16 protein-coding genes and 1 pseudogene are annotated in these 26,852 nt (G+C 48.0%); 9 read left to right on the top strand and 8 right to left on the bottom strand.

Translation table 11 applies throughout. The annotated features are described in order from the left end of the window. Positions 1–27: 27 nt before the first annotated feature. Positions 28–456: an LA_2478/LA_2722/LA_4182 family protein gene (locus EHQ17_RS15000; RefSeq protein WP_135590569.1), complete on the top strand. Its 429-nt coding sequence runs from the start codon at positions 28–30 to the stop codon at positions 454–456. A gap of 69 nt (positions 457–525) precedes the next feature. Here EHQ17_RS15000 and EHQ17_RS14995 read toward each other — a convergent pair whose 3' ends face one another. The 4 genes from EHQ17_RS14995 to EHQ17_RS14980 all read right to left on the bottom strand — a co-directional run bounded on the left by EHQ17_RS14995 (position 526) and on the right by EHQ17_RS14980 (position 6,911). Next, the gene (locus EHQ17_RS14995; RefSeq protein ID WP_135590570.1) at positions 526–2,217 is read right to left on the bottom strand and encodes a S8 family peptidase; all 1,692 of its coding nucleotides are present in this window, start codon (positions 2,215–2,217) and stop codon (positions 526–528) included. Positions 2,218–2,761: 544 nt separating this feature from the next. Next, positions 2,762–3,340, bottom strand: a complete 579-nt coding sequence (locus tag EHQ17_RS14990) for an MXAN_6521/LA_1396 family lipoprotein (protein WP_135590571.1) — start codon at positions 3,338–3,340, stop codon at positions 2,762–2,764. Between the two features lie 4 nt (positions 3,341–3,344). Continuing rightward, a complete protein-coding gene (locus EHQ17_RS14985; protein ID WP_135590572.1) occupies positions 3,345–6,284 on the bottom strand; it encodes an efflux RND transporter permease subunit in 2,940 nt (979 codons plus the stop codon). Positions 6,285–6,290: 6 nt separating this feature from the next. Then, positions 6,291–6,911, bottom strand: coding sequence for an ABC transporter substrate-binding protein (locus EHQ17_RS14980; protein ID WP_135590573.1), 621 nt, complete (start codon positions 6,909–6,911; stop codon positions 6,291–6,293). 827 nt (positions 6,912–7,738) lie between these two features. On the opposite strand from EHQ17_RS14980, the gene EHQ17_RS14975 reads away from it, so the two are divergent. The 3 genes from EHQ17_RS14975 (at position 7,739) to EHQ17_RS14965 (ending at position 10,041) form a co-directional block, all read left to right on the top strand. Then, positions 7,739–7,942, top strand: coding sequence for an LIC12338 family lipoprotein (locus EHQ17_RS14975; protein ID WP_135590574.1), 204 nt, complete (start codon positions 7,739–7,741; stop codon positions 7,940–7,942). A gap of 11 nt (positions 7,943–7,953) precedes the next feature. Beyond that, complete coding sequence (locus EHQ17_RS14970; RefSeq protein WP_135590575.1) at positions 7,954–9,132, top strand: LIC_12337 family protein; 1,179 nt, start codon at positions 7,954–7,956, stop codon at positions 9,130–9,132. A gap of 144 nt (positions 9,133–9,276) precedes the next feature. After that, positions 9,277–10,041, top strand: a complete 765-nt coding sequence (locus tag EHQ17_RS14965) for a GNAT family N-acetyltransferase (RefSeq protein WP_135590576.1) — start codon at positions 9,277–9,279, stop codon at positions 10,039–10,041. On the opposite strand, the gene EHQ17_RS14960 is transcribed toward EHQ17_RS14965, so the two are convergent. Continuing rightward, positions 10,038–11,366 (bottom strand): sterol desaturase family protein, encoded by a 1,329-nt coding sequence (locus EHQ17_RS14960; protein ID WP_135590577.1) that lies wholly within the window; start codon positions 11,364–11,366, stop codon positions 10,038–10,040. The genes EHQ17_RS14965 and EHQ17_RS14960 overlap by 4 nt on opposite strands. A gap of 105 nt (positions 11,367–11,471) precedes the next feature. Continuing rightward, a complete protein-coding gene (locus EHQ17_RS14955) occupies positions 11,472–12,002 on the bottom strand; it encodes a GNAT family N-acetyltransferase (RefSeq protein WP_135590578.1) in 531 nt (176 codons plus the stop codon). 180 nt (positions 12,003–12,182) lie between these two features. Between EHQ17_RS14955 and EHQ17_RS14950 the strand changes: the two genes are divergently transcribed. After that, entirely contained in the window at positions 12,183–13,244 is a 1,062-nt protein-coding gene (locus EHQ17_RS14950; protein WP_135590579.1) for a saccharopine dehydrogenase family protein, read from the top strand. 164 nt (positions 13,245–13,408) lie between these two features. Here EHQ17_RS14950 and EHQ17_RS14945 read toward each other — a convergent pair whose 3' ends face one another. After that, positions 13,409–17,710: an Ig-like domain-containing protein gene (locus EHQ17_RS14945; protein ID WP_135590580.1), complete on the bottom strand. Its 4,302-nt coding sequence runs from the start codon at positions 17,708–17,710 to the stop codon at positions 13,409–13,411. A gap of 745 nt (positions 17,711–18,455) precedes the next feature. On the opposite strand from EHQ17_RS14945, the pseudogene omp85 reads away from it, so the two are divergent. After that, positions 18,456–19,814 (top strand): annotated as a pseudogene (gene omp85 / locus EHQ17_RS14940) (Omp85 family outer membrane protein); the annotation flags it as partial. Between the two features lie 94 nt (positions 19,815–19,908). Here omp85 and EHQ17_RS14935 read toward each other — a convergent pair. Then, positions 19,909–20,535, bottom strand: coding sequence for a hypothetical protein (locus EHQ17_RS14935; RefSeq protein ID WP_135590582.1), 627 nt, complete (start codon positions 20,533–20,535; stop codon positions 19,909–19,911). A 524-nt stretch (positions 20,536–21,059) separates the two neighbouring features. Between EHQ17_RS14935 and EHQ17_RS14930 the strand changes: the two genes are divergently transcribed. From EHQ17_RS14930 to EHQ17_RS14920, 3 genes are read left to right on the top strand one after another with little or no spacing between them, the layout of a single operon-like run. Further along, positions 21,060–22,490 (top strand): circularly permuted type 2 ATP-grasp protein, encoded by a 1,431-nt coding sequence (locus tag EHQ17_RS14930; protein ID WP_135590583.1) that lies wholly within the window; start codon positions 21,060–21,062, stop codon positions 22,488–22,490. Between the two features lie 45 nt (positions 22,491–22,535). Continuing rightward, entirely contained in the window at positions 22,536–23,477 is a 942-nt protein-coding gene (locus EHQ17_RS14925; protein WP_135590584.1) for an alpha-E domain-containing protein, read from the top strand. A gap of 42 nt (positions 23,478–23,519) precedes the next feature. Beyond that, positions 23,520–26,828: a transglutaminase family protein gene (locus tag EHQ17_RS14920; protein ID WP_135590585.1), complete on the top strand. Its 3,309-nt coding sequence runs from the start codon at positions 23,520–23,522 to the stop codon at positions 26,826–26,828. The last annotated feature ends 24 nt before the right edge of the window (positions 26,829–26,852 follow it).

The raw sequence follows: 26,852 nt of genomic DNA, 5'->3' as shown, positions 1-26,852 counted from the left end.
AGAGACTTTCCTCTTTATCCTTTCGTTATGCGCGGTATTTTGCCGAAACTTTCATTGCTTTTAAACGCTGCCTTTTTTACGGTTTCCTGTGGCAAAAACGGGGCCGCCACCCAATCCGTATCTTCGGAAGTTTATAAAAAGGTGGCGGATGCGTATTGTTCTCAGATGAATCGTTGTAAGGAACCGTATCTCGCTTCTTTGGAAGGCAAATTGCGAAAGGAAGCCGCTCTGACGTATCCGGATAACGCTCAGTGTTATAGCGATTTCAATTACGATTACGATAAATCGGAACCGATCGTTCTCAAAAAACTCAGCGACCGCCTCGTTTTGGACGCGGAACTTTGTATCAAAAGTGTGGAGCGTGCCGACTGCGGTTCCATCGTCACGTATCAAATTCCGGAATGTGTGGAATACAACACCTTTCTGGAAACGTTATCCGTCCCTTCCTCCAAATAATCCGCCGTTTGCCTGAAAGGTTTTCCCCAAAACGGGACTTGTGTCCCGTTTTGTCGTATCACTCGTTTTTCACAAACAACCGTTGAAGTAGGTAGCAGCCGTTTCCGAGTAAATGGGGTGACTCCAATTTGCGTATGGAGCGATTTGTTGTCTTGCCCTTACTCGAACGAATTTTTGTTGTCCGATCGTTACGGTGACACCTGCGGTAACTTTCGTTGAAGCGCTGTTGTATATTCCCTGAACGGTAACGTTTGCGTGAAAGTCTTTGTATGGTGATGTTGCAACTTCGTAACTGAATGTAGTTCCTCCGGACAAAGGTCTCGTCCATTCGACCGTGTTTGCGCCCCTACATTGTTCGTTGATGACGTTGATTCCGAGCGGCATGTATGTTCCGAAGTTTACCAAACCTTCCGGAGCGTCTAACAGCGAATAAATGAATCTGTTCGAATGATGTAGTGTTGGGACGCCTCCGACGACAAATCTTGTAGCGGTATCGACGATTCTTTTTTTCGTTTGAGCCGGAGTTGCTTGCGGGTTTTCGGCGAGGAACATAGCGGCGACTCCGGATACGAACGGAGTCGCGTAGGAGGTGCCCGATGCGAGAAAGGTTCCATCCATCATCGTTGCCGCAGAAACGTATTCTCCCGGTGCGAAAACGTGAATACAATCTCCGACGTTGGCGTCGGGAGCTCGGTTGATGTCTACGTCCACCGAGGATACGGTGATTACTCCGGGAACGTTCACCGGGAAATAATCCGAACAATACGGACTACTTCCGTAACCGTTTAATCCGTCGTTACCGGCGCTGACGACGACCGTGATTCCCGCGTTGATCATTTTTGTAAGAGCCGATTTTTTCGCGGATGTACCGCTTCCCATTTTTCCGAAACTCAAATTTGCAACCGCGGGTTTTACGTGATTCGCGAAAATCCAATCGAAAGCCTTGATGGTATTGCTGCTTGTCGCTCCACCTTCGCAAGGGAAGATCCTAACCGGATGAAGTTTCGGTAAAGTGGTTCCTACCGTTTCCGCTCCGGTAAATAACGGATTGGCCCCGACGATGGAAGCGACTCCGGTTCCGTGACCGGAACAATCGTCGGTTCCTCTTCCGTCGCTGACAAAGCTGGCTCCCCCGGAAACCCTTCCGCCAAACTGAAGTAATGTGGCTCTGATTCCCGAGTCCACGATATACGCGTGAACCTGACTTGAATTGGTTCTGTAATGATATTGGCCGTTAAAGGTGCTAAACGTTCTTTGGTCGATCGAATCCAGTCCCCAGTCCGCCGGGTCCGCACTGATCAAGGTCTGATTTTCTCCCTCGTGAGGGAAGAGCATTTGGTCCGCCTCGATATATCGGACTCTTTCGTCCTTTGCGATCGTTTGAATTTGTTCGTCGTTCGCCTGGATCGATATTCCGTTTAACACGTGTTCGAAAACATGTTCCACTTGGATGTCGTAGGTTTCCTTCCATTCGTTTGCGATCGAAGCGGATCTTGCAAAGGACTCGTTGTTCGGAAGCGTCTCGTCGAAAACTACGATGTATTTTCCGGGAATTCGATCAGGAAGATCCAAACCTATAATTTTAGAATTTTCTAAATTAGAGGAATAGAATCTACGAACTAAGGATTCTGGTTTTTCCACTCGTAACGTGGAAAGTATGTCGGAGACGAAACTCGTTCGATCGTTCGGTGTTTTACCGTCGGAACAGGATAAAATGCCGGATAAAAAAACGGCTAAACAGGTAACTTTTATTTTTGTCATAATCCCTCTCAAAGATTTTGCATCTTTGAAAAAGTCCTTGTCGAATTTCAAGAACTTTTCACATAACAGGAATTAATCGGTTCAAATGTGGAATAAAATGGCCATTCTTGACGTTTTACGGAAGAACATTCGGACGTTTTCAGCTTCGGGATCGCGTTCCGTATTTCGAATCAATCCGACGAGGAAAAAAAGGGGTCGGAGGCGAGGAGTGAAAGTCCGGTTGCGACGTTCGATTTCGCCCCTCGTGCTTTCGGATTTTTCGATATAATTAGAAAGTTTGAATATAGAGATTTTATTAAGTTTTTGCGATGTGCGAAAAGATTCCGACAAACGATCGGAGGGTTTTTTCGTAATGTGCGATCGACCAAATCGTTTCGGTCTTAGCGGTCGCCGGTCGCGATCAAGGACGATTTTTTTTTCGAATTAGGGCAAACCTACGGTAAAACGGAAACGGTGGGCAGGAGGAAATAAGAGGATGAATTTTGCCGGAAAGGATCCTATCTTTAGGATCGAAACTTTCCGGTCGAAATGCGGGAAAACGAGATCACCTCGCTTCGACTTCTATCTTTTCGTCCTTTTCGTCTTCCGTCAAAACCGGACTATTCAGTTTATCTAATAGACTTTGCAGAAGGAAAAAGTATCCGTTCACCTTTCCGGAAATCTCTTTTCCGTATAACTGCGTATAGGTGTTGATCAGGGATTGATTTTCTTCCGTGGTTTTTGAATACGAATTCTCGGCGAGACCTTCCCATAGAATCTCCGTTTTAGAGCAGGAGACGACCTTTCCCAAAATCGAAAGGTTGAGTTTGTCCGTAGTCTCCCGCTCGTTAAGCGCGATCTGAAAAACTCCTTGGACTTTTTTGTCCGAGGTTCCGCAGATCCCTTCTCCCGAACGATACGGGTATATGATGAATTCCTTATGGTGTGAAAGATAATTCTCGGCGATTTTCGAGGCTAATTTTTTTTCCGCGACTCCTGCGGTGCTTTCCGGAGCGATCCGAACCGCGATCCGTTTGAACGTACCCAGCCTGTTTTCCCAGTCGGGTGCGTTTTTTACGTATTTTACCGTGCAGTTGGCGAATGTTGAAAGAAGAACGATCGTGAAACCGAATTTGAACGACATATCCTTATCCTTTTTTCTTTTTAGGGGTCGTCCTTTTCGAGGACGTCTTTTTGGGAATCGAAGCCGACGGTTTCTCCTTTTTTTTGGAAGAAGAAGATTTTTCTCCGATCGAAACGGACGCGGTTTCCGCAGAGAAGGTTTCGTTTTCCTCTTCGGAAAAACCGAGCGGTTTGGATTCTTTTTCCTCTTCTTTTCGAGAACGATATACGATCTCGAGCACTGCGGGAACCAAAGTCAAAGCGATGAGCAGAGAAGAGGCGATTCCGATCGAGGCGACCACGCCGATGGATTTTAATCCCTTTTGATCGGCGATCAAGAGGGAACTCCACCCGACAAGAGTGGTTAACGTGGATGCGATGATAGCCGGCCCCACCATGGACATAGCGCGCACAACGTCGTGATCTTCCCTAAATCGATAGTAGATATAAATCCCGTTTTGGATTCCGTATCCTATGATGACGGGAAAGACGAGAACGTTCATGAAGTTGAGCTGAACTTTGAAAAGGGCCATGATTCCCAGTGTCACGAAAATTCCAAGAACCAAGGGAATCAAGGATATCAGAGCGGGAACGATTCCCCGGAAGAAAAGAATCAAAACGATCACTACCAGAACGAGAGTGATCAAAAACGCGGCCACCCCTTCTCTCTGAACGATTTTGATCAGGTTGGCGAAAAGGATCAAACTTCCCGCTGTGTTGGAAACGTACTTGTGGGAACGGGCCTGTGTTAAGGAGGAGAACGGTCTCGCCTTCAGGATGAAATCGATCGTTCCGTCCAAAAGACCCAAATCCCGAAACTGCTTCGCCGAATACGTGTTCAACGCTCTTACGATCGATTTTTCTTCGGAGGCGCTCCATTTGTCCCGGACCGGATCCACGCTCGCGGCGCCGCCGTTGGAATCGTACAAAAGAGTATTGAGGACCCTTCTGGATAGTTTAGGATAATGTAATTCTCCGACCGCGTCGAAGAACTTCAGAAGTTTTTGTCCGTGCCAAAGAGCCACCTTCGGATAGATGAAAACGAGATGTCCCTTTTCTTTGGAACCTTTCACTTCCGTAAACTGGGAATTGAAATAGTTCGGCACGGCTTCGATTCCGTATTCTTTTACGCTAAGATACCGTTTAACGACGGGAAGATACTTTCTCTGCTCCGGTTTTAAGAAGCCCGCTTTCACGGGTTTCATATCCTTCTGCAACTGTTGGAGAATTTTCAGGTTGGCGCGTTGTTGTCCTTTGGGCGGTACGAAATTCCAAAGGGAAACGACTTGGTCCACGGAGCCGGCAATTTCGTCTGGAACCGGAGTCATATAATCGAAAACGGCCTCGGATTCCTCGAGAGTATCTACGACGATTACCTGCGGATCTGAACTGATATCGAAACGATCCCCGATCTCGTCGTAAAGATTGACCGAGTCCAGGTTGTCCACCATCAGATCTCGTCCGTTGTAATTAAAGCGGATTCCAGGACTGAAGCTGAAGATGGAGATCACGGTTACGATCGCAACGACGACTAACGTCAACATTCCCGGTTTATTGTAAAAGCGGTATAAAAACGGGGAAGTGGTTTGCTCCTTTGTGGAAAGCAGGAATTTATTCTTTAGGGAAGGGAATAAACGGAATAACAACGTTATCTGCAACGCGGTCACCCCGTACATCGAAACGGCGATGATTAGAATTCCGTACGTGGCGATGATTCCGAATTCGCTGAATCCCCGAAATTCCGAAAAGGCCAAAACCACGAAGGCGGAGGTGGTCGTCAACGCGGAGATAAAGGAGGCGATTCCTGTGTGATAGATCGTATCTTTGATCGAGCGCAGCATGTCCTGCGATCGAGTGTATTCCTCCCGAAAACGGTAGAGAAACTGAATTCCGTAGTCGATACCGAGCCCCATCAAAATCGAAGCGATGATGCTCGTCACTGAATTTAATTGTCCGATGACGATCTTGGTCAATCCGAAGGAGAACAGAATTCCGGAAAGCAGAGAAACCAAAAGTATTAGGATAAAAAGAGGGTTCCTAAAAAAGAAAAGGAGCAGGACCGCGATTCCGATAAAGGAAGTGATCGCGATGGGTTTGAGCGCGGCCATCAGGGTTTCGTAGTCGTCTAAGTGGAGTCGATACGTTCCCGTATATCCGACCAAAACTCCTTTTTTTTCGAGACCGAGTTCCGAGACGACTTCCTTGATCCTTTTGTCGAGTGCGATGTTGAATTCTATGTTGGTGAAGGATCCGGCCGGTTTGATGAGAAAGATCAACATTCCCTTATCCGGGGAAATATTATATTCGTCGAATATATCCCTTTTTGCAAGTTTCTGGTATTTGCCTAAGATGTCGTTGAAGTCCGGATTGTATTCGTCGTTCGAAAGTTTTATGAAGAATGGATTGGCCCGTTCCACTTCTTCGTCGATTTTCCGTTTTACGCGTTTGCGGACCTCGACCAAATCCTCCGTTTTGAGAAACAAGGGAAGTCGATCCTGTAGAAAGGATACGTTGTATCGATAGGATATGTATTGGACGAATTCCTTTTCCTTGAGAAGTCTTTCGTTCAAAAGATCCGAAGCCTTTTTGATCGCGGTTTCGCGTTCCTTATAATAGATTACGTTTTTCTGTTTTACTTTTTCCGCCTCTTTCAGTTCCTTTTCCGCGATTTCGGGTTGCCCGCTCCGTTTCGCGGCGAAAGCCTTGGTCAGGTGTTCGGTCATTCCCCTTTCGTCCTTGAACTTGATGCTCAGGATGTAGAATCCGTTTCCCCCGATCATCTCTATGACTTTCTGCGTTTTGACCACGGAAGGGTTGTCTTTCGGAAGAAGATCTAGATTGTTACTGTTGACCGTAAGTTTCGACGCCTGCCAAAGAGACAACAGAAGCAACAACGCCAAAACTCCGGAGGATCGGATCGGGTTGAGAAGGATGGAATCTGTGAGTTTGGAAAGAAGTTTTCTCATGGAGTTTTAGTTCTTAGCTTCTTTTTTGATCAGGGCGATCGTCTGTTTGATTCCGTTCTTTTTGAGGGAAGGTTCCACGGATTTTACCCGGTTCGTCTCGGATGCGTATTTGCCTTCGCTTAAGAAATCCGTAACATACCAATCGTTGCCCGATTTTCCCAGGATCCAAGAAAATGTGATCCGTTCGGATCCGTTCCATATGATCGAAGAGGCAAGCGTCGCGTTATCCCCTTTGATGACTGGTTTTTCGTAATTGATATCGATCTTATCGAAGTATTTGTGAGCGATCGGAAAACTACGGTGAATGATGAATTCGGAGATCGCCTCCTCGAATTCCTTTCTATCCGCGTCGGAAATTTTCGGAGAGGATTTGAGAAGTTGAGCGGTGAATCGTTTTACGTCCACGAGCGCGATGGCCTTTTCGTTTTTTTTGTAACGGATAAACCCGATTAATTTTTTCACGGTGGAGACGATTTGTTCCTCGGAGGAAGGAGCGTTTTCCGTTTCGGAAGGATTGGTTCCGTTTTCCTGCGGAGGAGGGTTTTGGGTTTCGGGAGCCGCTTGGGAAAAAATCGCAGCGGGTTGAACGAGGATTAAAAGAAATAGGAAATAAATTATTTTTTTCAAAACGCGATACCAGTTGTTCTTAGTTTATAAGGCCCGACTCGAAGTGCAAACGGGACGGAACTTCCATACACGATTCTCTACGGATAAGGGGAAGTCAACGGAATTAAATCCGGGATTTCACGGAGGTTTACGTCTTTCTATAAAAAGCGTTTGTATCACAAAGGGATTCATCCGTGTCCGAATACGAAAACGCAACGGATCCGTTTTCGTATTCAACGACGCGAATCGATTTTCGAGTTTTACGGTTTTTGATATCGCCGTAGATAGGTCGGTGGGCGTTTCCGTTTTTTTCGAGTTCGCGGATACGACGGTCCCTTCGATTCTACGTTTCAGAAAGGAAGCGCACGAGCGTTCTCGAAAACTTGCAGTTTTTCTAATATGATTTGGGATACGTTCTGAGTTTCGGCGGATGTCGTTCGTAGGGTAATTGAAGTTCGTTTTCAAACCCTGGACTCCCGACTTTCTGCGTATCCGAACGCGACGTCTTTGTCTTCTTCGAAAGGGATGGGTGCGCGCCGCTCGTTTTTTCGATTCGAGAAATCGATTCCGAGAAAGGTTGTCTAACGTATCGGACTTTGTTTGTCTCGCGTCGGTTTGTGTTTGGGATTGTCGGCATTTTGTTCGTTTAAAAAAAACGGCCGTTTGCGGGGATCGTTTGCGGGGATCGTTTGCGGAAATTCGGGAAACGAGGGTTGGTGAATCGTAAAAACTCACTTGACCTTGCGTCGTCGTAACGATACCGTAAAGACGGATTCAATTCCCTTTCATGGAAAAAAACGATCCACAAACGTTACTTTAAAAAAACCTCGGTTTGAGGGAGGACCTGTATGAATCGATTTCGTAATCTTTTTTCCGCGGGAGTGTTCGCGGCGGTGCTGTTCGGTTTCCTTTTTTTCGGAACTTGTAAAAAGGAAGAAAAAAACGACGATACGACGAACGCGATTTTTCTGTTGTTGGCGGGACAACAACCGTATGTCGAACAAAGTAAGACCGGTTTTTTTATCATCGTTCCGAAAGGAATCGCGCAGTGAGGAATCGAATCATGAAAAAAAACTGGAAATCGTTTTTATTCGCAGTCGTTCTTTTTTTAGGAGCGGGTCTTAGTTTCCGCACGGACCGAGTTCCTTTTTTCGTAAGAGGGGATTCTCCGCGACCATTCCCCGTTAAACTGGATCTATTACAACCTTTGCATGCGACTGCGGATAGTTGGGGATTCGTACGTCAATCGGCCACTTGGGCGAGAGGAAATTCGCTGTTTATGGACGAGCTCATCGGTTCGATTCGCACCGTATTTCCCGCGGGAACCACGGCGGATCTTACGTTGCCCAATCAGAACTTCAACGGACAATCCTTTACGCTTCGTCTTAAGTTGAATTCGGGCGACGTGAACTATCAACCGAGCACGTTAGGCGCTCCCGCTGCTTTTACGAATTTTTTCGAGTTGCGTTCCACTTCCGACAACCAACCGGCGCTTCAGTTTTTTTTCGACGATAATCCGCGAGACGTCGCGGGGGACGGGGCCGTACTGTTGTATCAGTTGAGTCGATTGGAGCCTTCCCGTTGGGGCGGCGCTTCCGCGTTGATCGAAAGTTATGTGGTGCAACCGGTCGTCACCGGATTCGCGAATCAAGGTCTGATTCAGACGTATTCTTGGAAAGGCCCCCTGGGTCAGGACGCGCTCGGTCAGGACGTAGATACGGGAAGGGTGATTCTCGAGGAAATGGACAACCAGACCGTCTTCTGTTTTAAATCCGTGGTCAGCTTTCACGGAAACGCGAACCTAGTTCCCGTGAATGCGGGAACCGCCGCTCTCGGGTATACGGGCAACGACGGACTTTGTCCCGGAGCCGGGCGAGAATATTATAAACTCGCCTACAGTCAGAAATTGGACGGAAGTCTGAACGTCACCGCAAAGGGAGGTTTGGAACAAGCGGCGATCACACCGGGACAATCGGTCACTTGCAACAACACGATCAACGCGTTCGTGAATTTTACCCCCGCGTACGGACTGTTCAACTTCAACGGATTCGTAAACGAGGGTGTGGCGGCGGATGCGATTCCTTCCGACTTCATTCCCGCGACGCGCGTGGACGGTTTGTATGCGAGAGTGGGGACCGCGGGAAAATCCACCGTTACCACCACTCCTGCCGCATCTACTTGGGACGAGTTGACCCAGGCTTATATCGACGCGATCACCATCAATTTCGCGAACGTTCCGTAAGCGGTCTCGATCCGCTCTCGTATCGTTTTCTTTTTTGCGAAGGGGACGATACGGGTTTCACTCGGTTTTTTCGAAAACGAAAGCCTCCCAAAACGGGGGCTTTTTTTATTTGCAGCGGATCGTTTTCGATTCTTTTGGATCGGAATGGAATTTCGATTTTCGACATTTGCGGAGATTTTGGCGGAAGGAAGTTTTTCCCCGGCGGATTTGGACCTGGACGTATGGCCCGAGTTCATCAATCGGGATCCCGTTGGAAATAAATTTTATCCTTGGCTCCTCCGGGAATTCCCGGACTTGCACTGCGTCGCGGTCACTTCCTCGAACGAGGTCGCCGGCACCGGAAAAATCTTTCCGTTTTTTTGGAACGGAATCGAAGCGGATCTTCCCCGGGGTTGGGACGCTGCGATTTTACAGGCCGACGAGGATCGATCCGAAAATCGGATTTGCAACGCCGTGTCGGCTTGGGCGGTGGAAATTCTTCCCAAGTTCCGCGGCGTTGGATTGTCTTCGCTTCTTCTTGAGGAACTAAAACGAAACGCCGCGCGACGGGGATTTCGCGAATTATTCGCCTGCGTTCGTCCCAACGAAAAATGGAAATTTCCCTTTCTCTCTCTGCAAGAATATCTAACGCGAAAGAGGGAGGATGGTTATTCTTCCGATCCGTGGATCCGTGTGCACGAAAAAGTGGGAGGCAAATTCGTCCGTGTGGAAGAACGATCGATGTATATCGCTGGAACCGTCGAGGAATGGGAGCGATGGACCGGAATGAAATTTCCCGCTTCGGGAGAATACCCGATTTCGGAAGGATTGGTCCCGGTCAAAATCGACCGGGAAAAAAACCTCGGGGAATATTCGGAACCGAACGTTTGGTTCCGACATTCCTTGGACAAAAAAACAAATCTCCGTTAGGCGGTCCTGCGGAGTATTTCACGAACCGGATCGATTTCCCGGGAAACCGAGAACGAACCCCGATAACTCAAAAACCATATCGCGGATATAGCGCTGAGGGCGAAAACTCCCAAGGATAGGTTGAATTCTCCGGAAAGTAAATAAGCGCCTACGATTACGCCGATCAAACGAACGGGTTCCGCAAACAAAGCCCAGCGTTTTCTTTCCAAAATTCCGCCTATGGTAAGTAAGGTGATTAGAGTGATGGCGCTGATGACGCTGATGTTGAACCAAGGAAGTTTGCCCACTTTGAGGAGCATTCCGAACGCCAACGCGACCGTGAGAACGAACCAAGTAAGAGAATAAAAGCTAAGTCCTTTCGGAAGTTCTATATCATATTTTTTGAATGTTTTTGCGGAAACTTCCGGTATCGGATATTGGCCTCCCAATTCCTCGGGTCTCCAACCGGGCATGGCGAAAAACACCTTGAATTTGTCCGCCCAGCGGGGACAACGCCAAGCCAATTCGATCATTTCCCACCAATATTGGACGTTGGCCCAGATCGGGTTGAAACTCTGGAGAGGTTTTACCGTTCCATAGACCGGCTCTTCGGTTTCCGGTTCGAAGGTTCCGAACCATTTGTCGAAGACGATCAACGTTCCTCCGTGATTTTTGTCTATGTACTTCGGATTGATTCCGTGGTGAACCCTGTGGTGGGACGGTGTGTTGAAGATCGCCTCGAACCAGCGCGGAAGTTTGTCTATGGTTTTCGTATGGATCCAAAATTGGTAGATCAGATTGAGCTGACCGTTCAGAATCATTACGATCGGAGAAAAGCCAATCAACGCCAAAGGAAGATAAAACACCCAGGTAAAAATTCCGTGAAAGCTGGCTTGTCGTAGAGCCACGGTAAGATTGTATTCTTCGCTTTGATGGTGCACAACGTGTCCCGCCCAAAGAAAGTTGATCTCGTGGGCCAAGCGGTGATTCCAGTAATACGCGAAATCGTAGGCGATAAAACAGAGAATCCAAACTCCGATCACCGTTCCCCAAGCCCAGGTTTGGGATTGAAATCCCAAAAATCCCGCCGGAACTACGGTGAGCGCTTCGCTGGGCCAAGAAGGGAGATTGAAAATTCTAAAATTCTCATATAAGAATATATAGGCGGTCAAGGTGACGGTTTTCATAAAAACTCCGATCACTTCGCTCGCGGTTCCAGCGGAGAGATCGTTGATCGAATCGTTGAGTCGATAGAGTTTGCGTTTGTGATACGCCGAAAACGCCATTTCCAGAAAAATCAACAAAAAGAAAAATGGAATCGCGATTGTGACGAGATTGATTTTCATAAAACCGCCCGAAAAAGTTCTGGTATAAGTGTATTCTTTCGATTCACAGCCAGTCAATTCAAAAACGGGAACAGTGTTTTCTATCTTATTTTTCCATTACATTTGTTATAATTCGACAAGACTTGTGGACGGGGTGCTGTTTCGAAGTTTGGAATAGATCCATTGGTCTAAAAAACTTCCGTTCTTAAAGATCGCTTCTTTGTGTGTTCCTTCCAATACGAAGCCGTTTTTTTCCAAGGCTCTTGCGGACGCGGGTCGATTGGAAAAGACCTCCGCATAAATTCTATGAAGCCCGTGTTCGGAGAAGGCGATTTTCAAAAGAAGTCGAATGGACTCGGTGGCGATTCCCCGATTCCAAAACGATTCTCCGATCCAATATCCGATCTCGCCGTTAAAACGATAGACGTCTTCTTTGAACGATAAGGTGGTGACTCCGATCGGAACCCCTTCGTAAACGATGGCAAAGGTTCTGGTGCGGAAGTCCTGTAACGCGGCTCGGATAAACTCTTGTGCGTCTTCCAGCCGATACGGTGGAACAAACACTCCTCTCAGTCCGGAAAATACCTTCTCCGAATTCCCATGTTGCGCCAAAGAAGGAGCGTGTTTTTCGGAGATAGGTTCGAGTTTGAGTTCCATAGAAGATTCGCGCCGGAATTGTATCCTCCGTTAAAACCGAATTCCACTAAAAAATCCGGAAACGATTCGAAGGAACAAAACCTCCGCAACAGTGGACGAGAAAGAATCGAACTCTTCGGTGGAGAATCGGAAAAAACCTTCACTTGACGGATTCCCGAGAACGTATACATTCTGGCGTTTATGGCGGCTCAGAAAAAACAATGGCTTCTCTACGGAGCCAACGGTTATACCGGCGAATTGATCGCCCGTGAAGCGGTGTCGCGCGGATTCCAGCCGATCTTAGCCGGTCGATCCGAACCAAGGGTTCGCGCTTTGGCGGAAGAACTCGGTTTGTCTTTTCGGATTTTTTCCCTGGAAGATCACGATACGATTCGAAAAGAGATCGAGGATTGTCTTTTCGTTTTACATTGTGCGGGTCCTTTTGTGGAAACCGCGGTTCCCATGGCTTCGGCTTGTATTTTGTCGGGGGTTCATTATCTAGATATCACCGGGGAAATTCCGGTTTATGAAAAACTTCATTCCTTATCCTCCCAAGCGCTTGCAAAAAAGGTAATGTTGTTGCCGGGAGTGGGATTCGACATCGTTCCGACGGATTGTCTGGCGATGATGTTGAAGGAAAAACTTCCCAAGGCGCATTTTTTGGAATTGGGTTTTTCCGGGTTTACGGAAATTTCCCGAGGAACCTTAAAAAGCGCCTTGGCGCAACTTCCGTACGGAAGTAAGGTGCGTCGGAACGGAAAGATGGAAACGATTCCACAGTTGAGCTTAAAGAAAGTGGTGGAAGTCAGCGGACATTACGCCGAATTTTTTGCGATTCCCTGGGGGGATGTTTTTACTTCGTTTTTTTCCACGGGAATTCCGAATATAACGGTGTATTCTTCGTTTCCTTCCTCCCAAACTAAATGGATGAAATTTTTACAACCGGCTTCGGTCCTTCTTAAAAATTCCCTGATCGTAAAGGCGCTGCAGAAACTCGTGGAAGTTTCCGTAAGCGGTCCCGGCGCGGAAACCAGAAAAAACGGTTCCGTCTTTTTATGGGGAGAAGCATGGACGGAGGCGGGTTCTAAGAAAGTCTCTCTTCGTATGCGTTGTGCGGAAGGTTACGAATTTACCGTAGAATCCGCGTTAGCCGCCGTTGCCAAATTGCAGAAAGGGAAAGTTCGTGCCGGATTTACCACTCCGTCTCAGGTTTGGGGTTCCCGATTCGTTTTAGAAATTCCAGGAACCAAACTTCTTTCCTAAACACAAACGCAGTTTCGACGGCGGATACTTTGGTATCCAAGGTCAATCCCCGGATCTTTGATCCCTGATCGTTTCGAATTCTAAGAGTTCTCTTTTCGGATCGAGAACGGACGCGAAGTCCTCAAAACGACCCCGCGTAAAACCATTCTATTCGGCAACGATCTTCAATAAACGCTTTCTCCAAATGCCTCACCCGCTCCCGGGGCAGTCCCCCCCGGCAAGGCAGAACCGAAGATCGTCGTCGAGGCAGCGTCCGCGTTTGTGGATACGAATCCGGTGGCGCTTCCATGGAATATAGAGATCCGTTCCGTGTTGGGCGTGCCAATGAGTAAGTCCGGATATCCGTCCCCGTTGACGTCGCTTGTAGAAAGAGGAAATTTACCGCTAATTCCAAATATAGGTGCGGATACGGTTCCGTTGATCGTTGCTGCGGCGCTCGTGTAGGTAATAAAGGCGCCGACTCCTCCGCTGGAGGGAGTCATAAAGACATAGACATTGCTGTTTGCTGCTAAAATCAGGTTTGCAGAAGCAATGATATCGGCGCGGCCGTCTCCATTGACGTCCCTTGCGTGAATCGAATTCCCAAATACGTCATTTGAAGCGACTCCATTGATAATGACGGTTGCACCGCCTAAACTTCCGGTTCCCACTCCGGTTCCTCCGTTGGAAACGAAGGCTTGGACCTGCCCTGCGGCGTTATTCAACGTAGGGGCGCAGGAGATAACATCACTGAAACCGTCCCCACTTACGTCTGCAGCCGCGACCTTTTGTCCGAACAAGCCCCCGGCAGTTGCGGAGCCGTTGGTCAATGTGGTATTCGGTGTGGTTCCATTGATTCCGGTGTTGCTCCCGTGATACACGTAGACTCTTCCCCGATCTCCGTTGTATCCCGGGGAACCGACCACCAAGTCCGCATACGTATCTCCGTTGGTATTTCCCGTCGCTAAAGAAGATCCGAATCTGTCATTGGCCGCTGTTCCCGTTGCCATCGTAGTTGCGGTTGCGGTACTTGTACTGGTAACTCCTGCGGCTCCTGCGGAATTGAAAACGTAAATTCTTCCTTGCGAAGTATTGAAGTTAGGAGCGGCCACAATTAAATCCGTGTATCCGTCTCCGTTGATATCCCCCGTAGTCACTGTATCTCCGAAACGATGGTTGGCGGCTGCTCCGGAAATCGAGGTGGAGGCAAATCCTGTGAAAGAAATATTGACTCCCGCACTTCCGGAAGAATGGAATACATACACTTTTCCTTGGCTTGTGCTCCAGGCAGGAGCGCCTACGATTACGTCCGCATATCCATTTCCATCCAAGTCGCTTAAGGCAACGGCCCGACCGAATTCGTCCGCCGCGGAACCGACGATGATCCGGTTGGCGAGAGACGCGTTTGTCGCAGAAATGCCTGCGTTTCCGGAAGAATAGAAGAGGTAAACCAATCCTTGCCCGTATTCGGCACTGACTAGATCCGCATACCCGTCTCCATTGATATCTTTGTTGGTTCCTTGGCGAACGGTAACTGTTACTGTCGCGGAATAGTTTCCGGCCGCGTCCTTACTTCGGACGGCAATTGTATGCGCTGAATTGGTTCTCCAGGCGGAAGCTCCTGTATAAAGCGGATAACTCCAGGAATTGGTTCCATTGACTCCGGTGAATGTGTTTCCATCCAAAGAAATTTCTACCGACGCGATAGAACCACCTGCATCGGAAGCGGTTCCGATGACGAAACCACTTTCTATGATTCCGTTATTTTTTAGGTTTTGGATCGAAACTCCGGGAGCGGTTGTGTCCGGGGCAGCGCCCGTAGAAAAATCCCAAAATTCGTTCGCCGTTTTAGAAACTCCGGCCGCATCTTTGACTGCGTTCGTGACAGTTGCCCGAAATACTTTTCCGGCCGCCAGATTGAAATCGGGAACGAATGTCGCCCAGGATCCTACACAACTGCCGATGGTTCCGGCGACGGCTGCATTGTCGGTTACGTTCCAGAGAGTAAAACTTCCGGTTGTAATCGTGGAACAGTCCATCGTTTCGCTAAAAGCAACCGATACGCTTGCGTTGGTTCCGATTCCGCTGGCACCGTGGATCGGACTTCTCATTACGATGGTAGGAGGGGTTGAATCCGGTGCATTTCCTGTTGTAAAACTCCAGTTCATCGCAGCCGTGAGAGAGTTGTTGGCTAAATCTTTCGCGCTGGTAGACACGGAGACATCGTATTGTGTGCTGAACGATAGAGTCGCTGGCGGAGTATAGGTCAATAGATTGCCGGAACAGTTATAGTTTCCGCCGATGAAAGGCACTCCACCGGTGGATATTTGAAACGCTGCGTTCACCGTAGAACAGTTCATGGTTTTACTAAAGACAACGGTTACCAGAGTATTGGTCGGGGCGGACGTCGTTCCACCAAGTGGGTTGGTAAAGATAACGGAAGGAGCCGTCATATCCGAAGCGGATCCGGTCGTGAAACTCCAGTTGGTCGGAACTAAAGGATTATTCGCCAAATCTTGGATACCAAACAGTAAATCCACGTTGTAGTTCGTGTTGTAGGCTAAGTTACTGTCCGGGTCAAAGGTCGCCACGGAACCGGCACAAGTGACACTTCCGGGAATCGCGCCTCCGTTTACTTTGAATGTGCCGGTACTGATCGTAGAACAATCGATCGGTTCGCTAAACACCACGCTGATCATCGTATTGACTCCGATGCTGGTACTGCCTTGGCTGGGTGTTACCAAAGAAAGGATCGGCGGAGTCGAATCCGGCGTAGCGCTCGTAGTAAAGGACCAAGACGTCGGCGTTAAGGGGGAAAGCCCTGCTAAATCCGAAACCGTGGTAAGAACGGTGACCGTATAATTCGTATTGTAGGCAAGATCGACTAACGGATCAAATGTGGCGGTGGTCCCCGTACAGGACACGGTCCCGTTGACGGGAATGCCCCCGTCGTCTACTACGATGGAAGCGCTCGAAATACTGAGGCAATCCATCACTTCACTGAATGCAATCGTGAGGGAAGAATTCGGTGCAATGTCATTCGAAAGGTTTGCGGGATTCGTGTACAAAACGGAAGGGAGGACGGAATCGGGGGCGGTTCCGGTCGTAAAATTCCATACGGACGCGGCCAACGCATTGCCCGAAGCATCCTTGATGGTTCCGCTGATATTTACGCTGTACGTAGTACTGTAGTTTAAGTTGTTGTCCGGATCAAAGGTGGCGATTGCGCCGGAACAAGTCACACTTCCCGGAACGGCTCCGTTGTTTACTTTGAAAGTTGCCGTACCGATCGTAGAACAATCCATCGGTTCGCTAAACACTACATTGATGCTTTGGTTTACTTGAATTCCGGTTGCTCCGGCGCTCGGGGTTTTTAAAGAAATGGTCGGGGCGATTGAATCCGGTCCCGCACCGGTCGCGAACCAAGCGTTGAATGCCGTTGCTGATAGACCCGCCAAGTCCTTAGCCGAAGTGGTTACCTTGACCGTATAAATGCTGCTGTAGTTGAGCGGAGCCGCGGGCAAAAAGTTGACCGAGGAACCAGAACAAGAATAGGTTCCGTTCACGGTAACTCCTCCTGCATCTTCTAAATACACACTGTTTGTATCGATCGTACTACAGTTCATGGGTTCCGTAAAAGCGATGCCTACGGAAGAAGTGACCGCAAACCCCGAAAACGCGTTTGTAGGATTGAGAAAGGAAACGGAGGGAGGGGTAGAATCCGGCGCAGTTCCCGTCGTAAAACTCCAGCTATACGGATTGGCCATCGCATTTCCGGCGAGATCTTTTACCCCGGTCCCGATTGTGGACGTATAACTCGTATTGTAGGCAAAATTAGAAGAGGGTGTGAACGTGGCGGAAGAACCCGAACAGGAAATACTTCCGTTTACTGCATTGGAAGCTCCGTCTACGACCGTCCAATTCGTAACATTAACCGTCGTACAGTTCACCGTTTCACTAAAGGCGATGCTCAAAGAAATGTTGTTTGCTGTGGATGCCGCTCCCGGAAGGGGATACGTAAGAGAACGAGCAGGGGCGATCACATCCGAGATCGAGGAGGTAGTAAAACTCCAAGTGTATTCTTCCGCAAGTTCGGAGCCGCTTTCGGAAAGAATGGTCTTAGCGACGGTCACCGTGTAAACCGTCGTGGCAGCCAAGGAAGAAGTGGGCGTAAACAGAATCGCCGTATCACTGGAAGTTACGGTTCCAGCGATTGTTGTTCCACCTTGTTTCAATCGGATCGATTGGGGGCCGACAGAGGCCGGGTCTAATTTTTGACTGAATCCAACTTGGATCGACGTGTTCAAGGAAACACCGGTTACACCGGAACCGGGAGTGATTTGTGACACCGCAAAAGAGGCCGAACGATTGCTAAAATCGAGATAGGCAAGAAACGGAAGAGTGCTCTTTGCCTTTCCATTCACACAACCGATACTTCCCGAAGAAAGTAAAAGTAATATTATAAAAGTTTGAATGAATGGTTTCATAGCGTTTCCTCCTGTGGATTTCAATTTTGAATTTTAGAGCCCGTCCCATTGGATGGTCGAAAAATTCGAAAAATGAAATTCCTCGCAACGGAAGTTAGCTTACGAGATTTTATGTTTTCGTTCCCTTTACGTTATAACTTGAGTTCTTTTCTTAAATGGTGCATCCAGTTTTGTGCCAAATGATTCAAAAAATAATCCGAACGGTGGAGGAAGTTTATTCCGTATGTCGGAGTCGTCGGACAAGGAATCGGTGAAGTGTTCAAATTATAAAAATCCAAAAATCGATGTTTGTGTAAGGACGATATACGAAACCATTTGCCGAAACGGGTAGGATTCTTTTTGCATTTTTTTGTAGGGGAAACATTCGATCCAAAATCATTGCGTTTTCGTTTTTGGGGATGAATGGACGAATCGTTTTCGTGCGGCAATGAACAAAACGGAAGAATTCCGATTCCATCGAATTGTGTCGATGGGAATGCACATGCGGAAGAATCGATTCTCCGAAACGATGTTCTTTGAACTGCCGAAGAAAAACTCGATTCTGCAAAAGATAGTGTGCCCGTTTACGGCCGAATTGCGTTTTCGAGCCGTGGAATTGCCTATACAATTCGGGTGAAAACCGCGTTTTGGTAAAAGGCATTTCCGTTCTATGGTTCGCTTTGAGAAAATTCTTTGTTTCGTCGTCGGAATTCCGTTTCTCCTCGGAATGTTTTTTCCCCTTGTTTCGGAATCATTGCCTTCTTCTCCGCAAGTCAGAATTCCCTTGGATGAAAGTAAACGTTTGGATCCGGGGGAATTGGCCGAAAAAAAAGAAGGTTGGTATGTAACGGCGCTTCCTCTGTTTAGTTCGGATCCGGTGCGCGGTCAAGGGGGCGGACTACGAGCGAGTATTTTTTTCAATGGGGCCAAAAAGGAGCCGTATTTCGAATTCGAACCGTATCGAAGTAAATTGACGGTGCAGTTATTTCAATCCAACCGGGGCGTCAAAAATCATTTTGTGCAATTCGATTCTCCGTACATTTTTAACACCGCGTTTCGTTGGAAAAGCAGCTTGGGTTTGGACTACAATCCTAATTCCCAGTATTTCGGAATCGGAGAATCTTCTCTTTCTCCTCTGTCCTACTCGTTGCGAAGTCAGCCCGGTGCTCCCCGAATCCAAAACGCGGATTTCGGTGCATACGAGGAATCGCAGTCGTATGTTCGTCCGTCCCGAGGAGGTTCGGAGATCACTCCTACGGTTTCGGATCAAGGATACAATCAATATCTGTTTTATTCGACCACGTTATTTAACAGCGTGGATTATACGTTTTGGAAGGCGTGGAAATGGGTGGTTGCCAACGAAATTTCCAGAAATATCATCCGTCATTCGGACGGAATTTGGAATCCCGCTCAGGATCCTTTGTCGGGAGGAAGTTTGGGAGAAACTTCTGTCCCGAACGGAGAATCCAAATTGACGGAGGATTTTCACGCGGGAAAAATCCGAGGTTACAACGGCGGAGAGATCGTTTATCTTCGCGCAGGAATCGCTTATGATACGAGGGACTTTGAACCGGATCCGGATCGGGGTATATTAGTGGAATTGAATGTAGCGAACGTTTCCAAAAAAACCGGCTCGGATTTCAACTACAACAAAGTCTTTTTTCAGACCAAATTCTTTCACAAACTTTTTCCGGGCGTTTTCGAGGAATTGGTTTTGGCCACGAGGGGAGCCTTGGGATATACTTCTTCGGGAGCTCCTTTTTCGGAGGTCCGTTATCTATGGAGTTTGGACGGTCCTATGACCGGGATCGGCGGCTTGCAGACGTTGCGCGGTTATCGACAGGATCGTTTTGTCGCTCCTATGGTCGGTTTCGGAAGTGTGGAACTACGATGGAGATTCGCCACGTTCAAGTGGGGGGACGAACTTTTTACGCTGAGTTTGGTTCCTTTTTACGATTTAGGCCGGGTTTGGGATTCGGAAAAAAACCTGAATTTGCAAGGTTATAAACATTCCTGGGGAAGCGGTTTGCGGATCATCTGGAATCAGGCCACGGTGATTCTCGTCGATTTCGCGAAATCCAGAGAGGATACGCAGATGTTTTTGGACTTCAGTCACGCCTTTTAAGATTTAGAAATCTATCAGTTTCGTACTTTTTAATTTACGAATACGTTTCGATCCGTATCCCGATTCGAACAAGGGAGATACGGATTGAGACCGGTTATTTTTTCTTCGGTTTATCCTTGGAAAAATATCCTTGGTGATACGCTTCCACGAAAATCGCGGTGATGAGATCTTCCTGAGCCTGTTTTGCCACCGAAGGCGGATAAAAAAACGGAAGTCCGAATAGAAGCAGGATCTGCTGCCAAAGGACGATCTTTTCCTCTTTGACGACCGTTCCCAGTTTGTTCCCTTTTTTATCCGCGACGTTCAGAGTCACTTTGAAATGGTCGCTCGCTGTGCTCGGGAACAGAAACAATGTCAAACCGGTTAACACCGCTAAGGCGACGTTGGCTTCTCCTCTGTCTTCCACGATTACTTCGAGCCTATAATCGGCGGTGGATTCGTTTTCCGTAATATCCGCGAAAATTCCCACGGTTTTGATCTTATTTTGAAGCGCCTTGTTCCAGTTCTCCTGAAACAAAGGATGTGCGGGCGTCGCTGCTCCGGAAAGGAATACCTGAAAGGCGGTTTTTAAAAAGACCTTCGGTTTTGTGTAGCCGATTTTCGTCGTGTCAAGAGGTGCGGGTTTTTGAAGCAGATTTTCGCTGTATGCGATACAGTTCGCGAAAAAAGTAATCGGTAAAAAAAATCCGACCAGTTTGTGTTTGAGTGATTTCGAATTCATAATGTCTCATCCTAAACAAGAATGCGCAAATTCTTGTTTGGGGTCTTCGGTTTAGGAAGAACTTTTTGCGGATGGTAAAAGGAATTTTAAGTTTTTTGAATGAATAATCGGGGAATAAGTCGCTTAACAAAATCGGTTGTTTGGAGGTCGGTTGAGGCGGTTTCATAGAATTTCATCGTTGTTGGATCGAACCGGACGAGAGCGAAACAATAGATCTTCGAGAGAAGGTAGGAATTCCGACGGGATCAGTGAGTGAGTCTGTTTCGGTTTGCGCCCGGGGTCTTCGGTGTTTTTTTGTCGGTGTGGGAACTCTCACACGCTCGGGATCTTCGGGGCGAGCGGTCCTGCAAAGAAACAGAAATGGGGCAAAAGCCTGCCTCCATCTTAAAAACTTTCAACCTCCATAGGACAATTTGATCAAAAATTAAGCACAAATTTATCTTATACCTAAAAAATAGACATTAAAATTAAAAACTGCTTGCTTCTTGGGCTTTATTTGAAAGGTTTTCCGTGAGGGTATTGCCATGCTCCTGACCAATTATCAGACCGAATCTTTTTACGATGAGATGTTTTCTCCGGAGGGAGGGATTCGCCAGAGTTATCATTTTCTGAAATCCAGAATCGAAACCATGGACGATCGCGAACTGTTGCGTCGTAAGTCCAGCGCGGAAAAGGCTCTCCTTTCTCTGGGAATCACGTTCAACGTCTACGGCGACGAGGAGGAAGAGGAGCGGATCATGCCTTTCGATATCATTCCTCGGATCATCACGGCGCATGAATGGAGAAGGTTGGAGGACGGTCTGCGACAAAGGACGAAAGCGCTCAACCTTTTCATCGACGATATCTATCACGACGAAAAGATCATCAAAGACGGAGTCGTTCCCGCCGAATACGTTTATTCTTCCGCGGGATATCTCAAGGAATGTAAGGGAATCAATCCTCCGCAGGGAACCTGGATTCATATATCGGGAACCGATTTGGTTCGTAACGGAGACGGAACCGTACACGTTCTCGAAGACAATCTGCGTTGTCCCTCCGGTGTTTCCTACGTATTAGAAAATCGTGAAGTGATGAAAAAAACCTTCCCCGAACTTTTCGCCAGTCTTTCCGTACGACCGACATACGACTATCCCATCCGTCTTCGAGGAATGCTCGAATACATGAGCGGCAAAACCAATCCTTCGATCGCGGTCCTAACGCCGGGAATTTACAATTCCGCCTATTACGAACATTCCTTTCTCGCGCAAAAAATGGGAGTTCCCCTCGTGGAAGGAAACGATCTTACCGTGAAAGACGACAAAGTCTATATGAGAACCACACGCGGTCTGAAAATCGTGGACGTGATCTATAGAAGGATCGACGACGCTTTCCTGGATCCTTCGGTGTTTAACAAAGAATCGTTGTTAGGCGTTCCCGGAATTTTCGAAGCCTACAAAAAAGGAAACGTCGCCCTCGTCAACGCGCCGGGAGCCGGAGTCGCCGACGATAAGGTTTTGTATACGTTCGTTCCCGCGATGATCAAATATTATCTCGGAGAGGAGGCGATCATTCCGAATGTACCTACGTATCTCTGTTCCGACGAAAAGGATAGGAATTACGTTAAGGAAAATATCGCCAACCTCGTCGTCAAGGCGGCCAACGGAGCCGGCGGTTATGGAATGCTGATCGGTTCCCGTTCCAGTAAAAAGGAACAGCGGGAGTTTTGTACACTGATCGATAAAAGCCCGCGCAATTACATCGCACAACCCGTTCTCAGTCTTTCCCGTGTTCCCACTCTGATCGAAGACAAGTTGGAAGGAAGGCACGTGGATCTGCGACCTTTTATCCTCTACGGCGAGGATATCTACGTTATGCCGGGCGGTTTGACGCGCGTGGCTTTGCGAAAAGGATCTCTCGTAGTCAATTCTTCCCAGGGCGGCGGTTCCAAAGACACTTGGGTGATGGGTGAAAGTTAAAAAGAAATAAAGAAAAACGTTTATCATAGAACGAGAGAGGTTGCTATGCTGAGCAGAGTGGCTGAGTCCGTGTATTGGATGAATCGATACATGGAAAGGGCGGAGAATTATTCCCGCTTCATCGACGTGAATTTCCAACTATCCCTCGACTTAAACGAGGACGTGAACAGACAATGGCTTCCTCTCGTTTACACCACGGGGGACGACGAACTCTTTCTGAAAAAATATTCCGAGGCTTCGGAAGAGAACGTGATCCAGTTTATGACCTTCGATAACGAGAATCCGAACTCGATCCTGAATTGTCTCGTTCGCGCGAGAGAAAACGCGAGGACCATTCGCGAAAATATTTCCACTCCGATGTGGGAAGTGATCAACGAATTCTATCTCAGTTTTAAAACGAAAAAATTCTTCTCCGACGCGGATCTTTCCGCGCTCGGCGAATTCTTTAAGACGATCCGCAATCAGTGTCTCCTGTTTTACGGATGTCAGGAGGCGACGATATCGAGGGACGAGGTTTGGTATTTCGCGCAACTCGGAAGATATTTGGAACGAGCGGATAAAACCGCGAGAATTCTCGATATGAAATACTTCATCCTTTTGCCTTCGCACGACGTAGGTTCCAATCTGGACCTCATCCAGTGGCTATCGCTTTTAAAATCGACGAGCGCGCACGAGATGTTTAATCGGATCTATCAAAAGATCACTCCGAAAAACATAGCCGAATTTCTGATTTTGGATCGGCAATTCCCGAGGGCCGTTCGTTTTTCTCTGAGAAAGATATTCGACAGTCTCAAACTGCTCAGCGGCACGGATCCGGACGAATATTCCTGCGAAGCGGAAAAGAGGGTGGGGGTCTTGTTGTCCGAACTGAGTTACACTTCGGTGGACGAGATCTTCGATTCGGGAATGCACGAATATTTGGATCGACTTCAGCTTCAGATCAACGGGATTCACGATCGTATCGACGAACGTTACTTCCGATCTTAAACCTTACTCTTCAAAAATCGAAAATCAGGCGGAAAAATTCCTATGACCATTCGAGTCGCACTCACGCACGAAACAACGTATCGATACGATCGGAGCGTTTCCCTTTCTCCGCACGTTATCCGCCTTCGTCCGGCTCCGCATTGTAAAACTTCGGTGGTTTCCTATTCCTTAAAGGTGGAACCGGAACGGCAGTTTCTCAACTGGCAGCAGGATCCGTTCGGAAATTTTCAGGCCAGGGTCGTTTTTCCGGAAAAAACACGGCTCCTAAACGTTCTCGTGGATCTTGTGGTCGATACGAAGGTGATCAACCCTTTCGATTTTTTCACCGAACCGTATGCGGATAATTTTCCGTTTGAATATGAGAATATCATAAAATTAGAATTATCTTCCTATTTGATCCCTTCCGAAAGCGGACCGCTTTTGAAATCATATATGAGTTTTCTGAAAAAGGAAGGATACGGAAGCCGAAAACGGATCGTCGATTTTATAGTGGAACTCAATCGAAAAGTCTCGGAGGATATCGGCTATATCATTCGTATGGAACCGGGCGTTCAAACCTGCGAACAATCCCTCGAAAAAAGAACCGGTTCCTGTCGCGATTCTTCGTTTTTGCTCGTGCAGATTCTGAGACATTTCGGATTGGCCGCGCGTTTCGTTTCGGGATATCTCATCCAACTCAAAGCGGATCGGATTCCTTTGGAAGGCCCCAAAGGACCGGAGAATGATTTCACGGATCTGCACGCTTGGGCCGAGGTCTTTCTTCCAGGAGCGGGTTGGGTGGGAATGGATCCTACTTCCGGGCTTTTGACGGGCGAAGGCCATATCCCTCTCGCGGCCACTCCGGAGCCCATAAGCGCCGCGCCCATTTTCGGATTTGCGGATCCCGCGGAAACGGAGTTCGAGTTTCGGATGGAAGTCAAACGGATCGCCGAAAGTCCGAGGGTCACGCTTCCTTATGCGGAGGCGCGTTGGAACGACATCAAACGGAGGGGAAAATCCCTCGACCGGAAAATGCTGGATTTGGGGATCAAGATCTCCATCGGCGGAGAACCGACTTTTATCTCAGACGAGGATCGACAAGGAACGGAGTGGAATCACGAAGCATTAGGAGAACGTAAATTCGAACTTTCTAAAGATCTAATGTATCGTCTTCGTGGGGAGTTTGCCTCCGGTTCCTTGTTGCAGTTTTCCCAAGGGAAATGGTATCCGGGAGAACCTCTTCCCCGCTGGAGTATCGGATGTTTTTGGAGAAAGGACGGAGAAAACCTCTGGGAGAATTCCGCGCTTTTGGCGGACGCGCCGAACGCTTCCTCAAAAAACGAAATCTCGGATCCTCGCAAAACCTCCGAAATTCTTGCCGGTGCGATTTGTAGAACTCTCGGGATCGACCTTTCCTACATGGTTCCGATGTACGAAGACGATCTTTATTATATCTGGAAGGAGGGGAATCTTCCTTTCGAAATGGAACGAGAGCTTTCGAGCGTCTACGATTCCCTCGAGAGAAGTAGGATTCTCAGGATTCTGGACAAAGGGTTTAAAAAGGAAGCGGCTTTTGCAATTCCAGTATATTATAATTATATAATTGATGAATGGGAGAGTTCTTCTTGGAATCCGCGTCGTGACCGTTTGTTTCTGGTTCCGGGGGATTCTCCAGCGGGGTTGAGGATTCCGTTCGCTTCGATCTCGGATCGGTTTCGAGAATTTCCGCACTTCACTTCTCTGGAAAAAAAACCTTCCTTACCTTCCCGAAAACGGATCGAGGAAAAGGTTCGAAAACGTCTGGATCTTCCTCCGAAGAGTTTCGATGAAAAAGGTCCGCCGATCCAATCCACCCTCGTAGTGGAGGAAAGGAAAGGGATGTTGCACGTATTTCTTCCACCCGTTCCTTCGTTGGAAGTCTGGTTGGACTTGATCGTTTGTGTCGAGCAGGCCGCCCTCGCTTCGGGAGTCGCGATCCGATTGGAAGGATACGAACCTCCGACGGACGAAAGGATCGAAGTTTTTAAAATCACTCCCGATCCAGGGGTGATCGAAGTCAATCTTCATCCTTCGACTTCCTTCGAGGAATTGGAATTAAAGACGAGGATCTTATACGAGAAGTCGATCGAGTCCAAACTGAGTACGGAAAAATTCCAGATCGACGGAAGGGCTTCCGGAACCGGAGGCGGAAATCATATCACGGTCGGAGCGTTGACTCCCGACGAAAGTCCCTTTTTAAAACGTCCCGATCTGCTTCGAAGTCTCGTCACTTATTGGCAACATCATCCTTCTTTGTCGTATCTGTTTTCAGGTCTTTTTATAGGAACCACTTCACAATCTCCTCGTATGGATGAAGGAAGAGAGGCAACGTTATACGAATTCGAAATCGCGTGCAGACAGGTGGATCGGTTGGAAAACGTTCCTCCCTGGCTCGTGGATCGTCTCTTTCGCAATCTTCTCGTGGACGTGACGGGTAATACGCACAGAAGCGAAATCTCCATCGACAAATTGTATTCTCCCGCAGGAACTTCGGGTCGCCTCGGCTTGGTGGAATTTCGTGCGTTCGAAATGCCTCCGCACTACAGAATGAGCGTGGTGCAACAGATGTTTGTTTTGTCGTTGTTGTGTAGGTTTTGGGAGAATCCCTACAGACGTCCCCCGATCAGAAGGGGAACCGAACTGCACGACAAATATCTCCTTCCCTTTTACGTATGGCAGGATTTTAAGGAAGTGCTCGAAGATCTTAAAACGTGCGGTTATCCCTTTTACGAAGAAGACTTTATTCCATTTTTTGAATTTAGATTTCCTGAATACGGAAGGACACAAAAGGACGGGATCGGTATCGAACTACGGATGGCACTGGAACCTTGGGACGTTTTGGGGGAAGAGGCGAATTCTTTCGGGACATCGCGCGCCGTGGACTCGGCGCTCGAACGTATTCAAGTCAAAGTGGACGGTTGGACTCAGGGACGTTATGCGCTTTCGTGTAATGGATTCGAGGTTCCGTTGCGTTCCACGGGAAAAATAGGAGAGGCTGTCGCGGGTGTACGTTTTAAGGCTTGGTCGCCTACGTTTACGTTACATCCCAATCTTCCCGTAAACAATCCTTTGGTGTTCGATCTTTGGGATTCCTGGAGCGAACGGTCGATCGGAGGATGTAGGTATTACGTATCTCATCCGGGAGGAAGGTCGTATGATACGTTCCCGGTCAATTCCTTCGAGGCGGAAAGTAGAAGGATCAGCCGATTCGCGGACCACGGTCACACGGCCGGAGAAACGGGAGCTCCACAAAATCTGTCGCATCCTCATTCCCCATATACCTTGGATCTGCGGTGGGCTCCCGGTCCGGGTTGGAAAAAAAACGTTCCATAAAGGATCGCCAAAACCGACGGAACT

Source organism: Leptospira gomenensis (assembly GCF_004770155.1).
GTDB classification, from domain to species: domain Bacteria; phylum Spirochaetota; class Leptospiria; order Leptospirales; family Leptospiraceae; genus Leptospira; species Leptospira gomenensis.
Note: the sequence above shows the minus strand (reverse complement) of the source record. Positions and strands in the feature narration are given on the sequence as shown.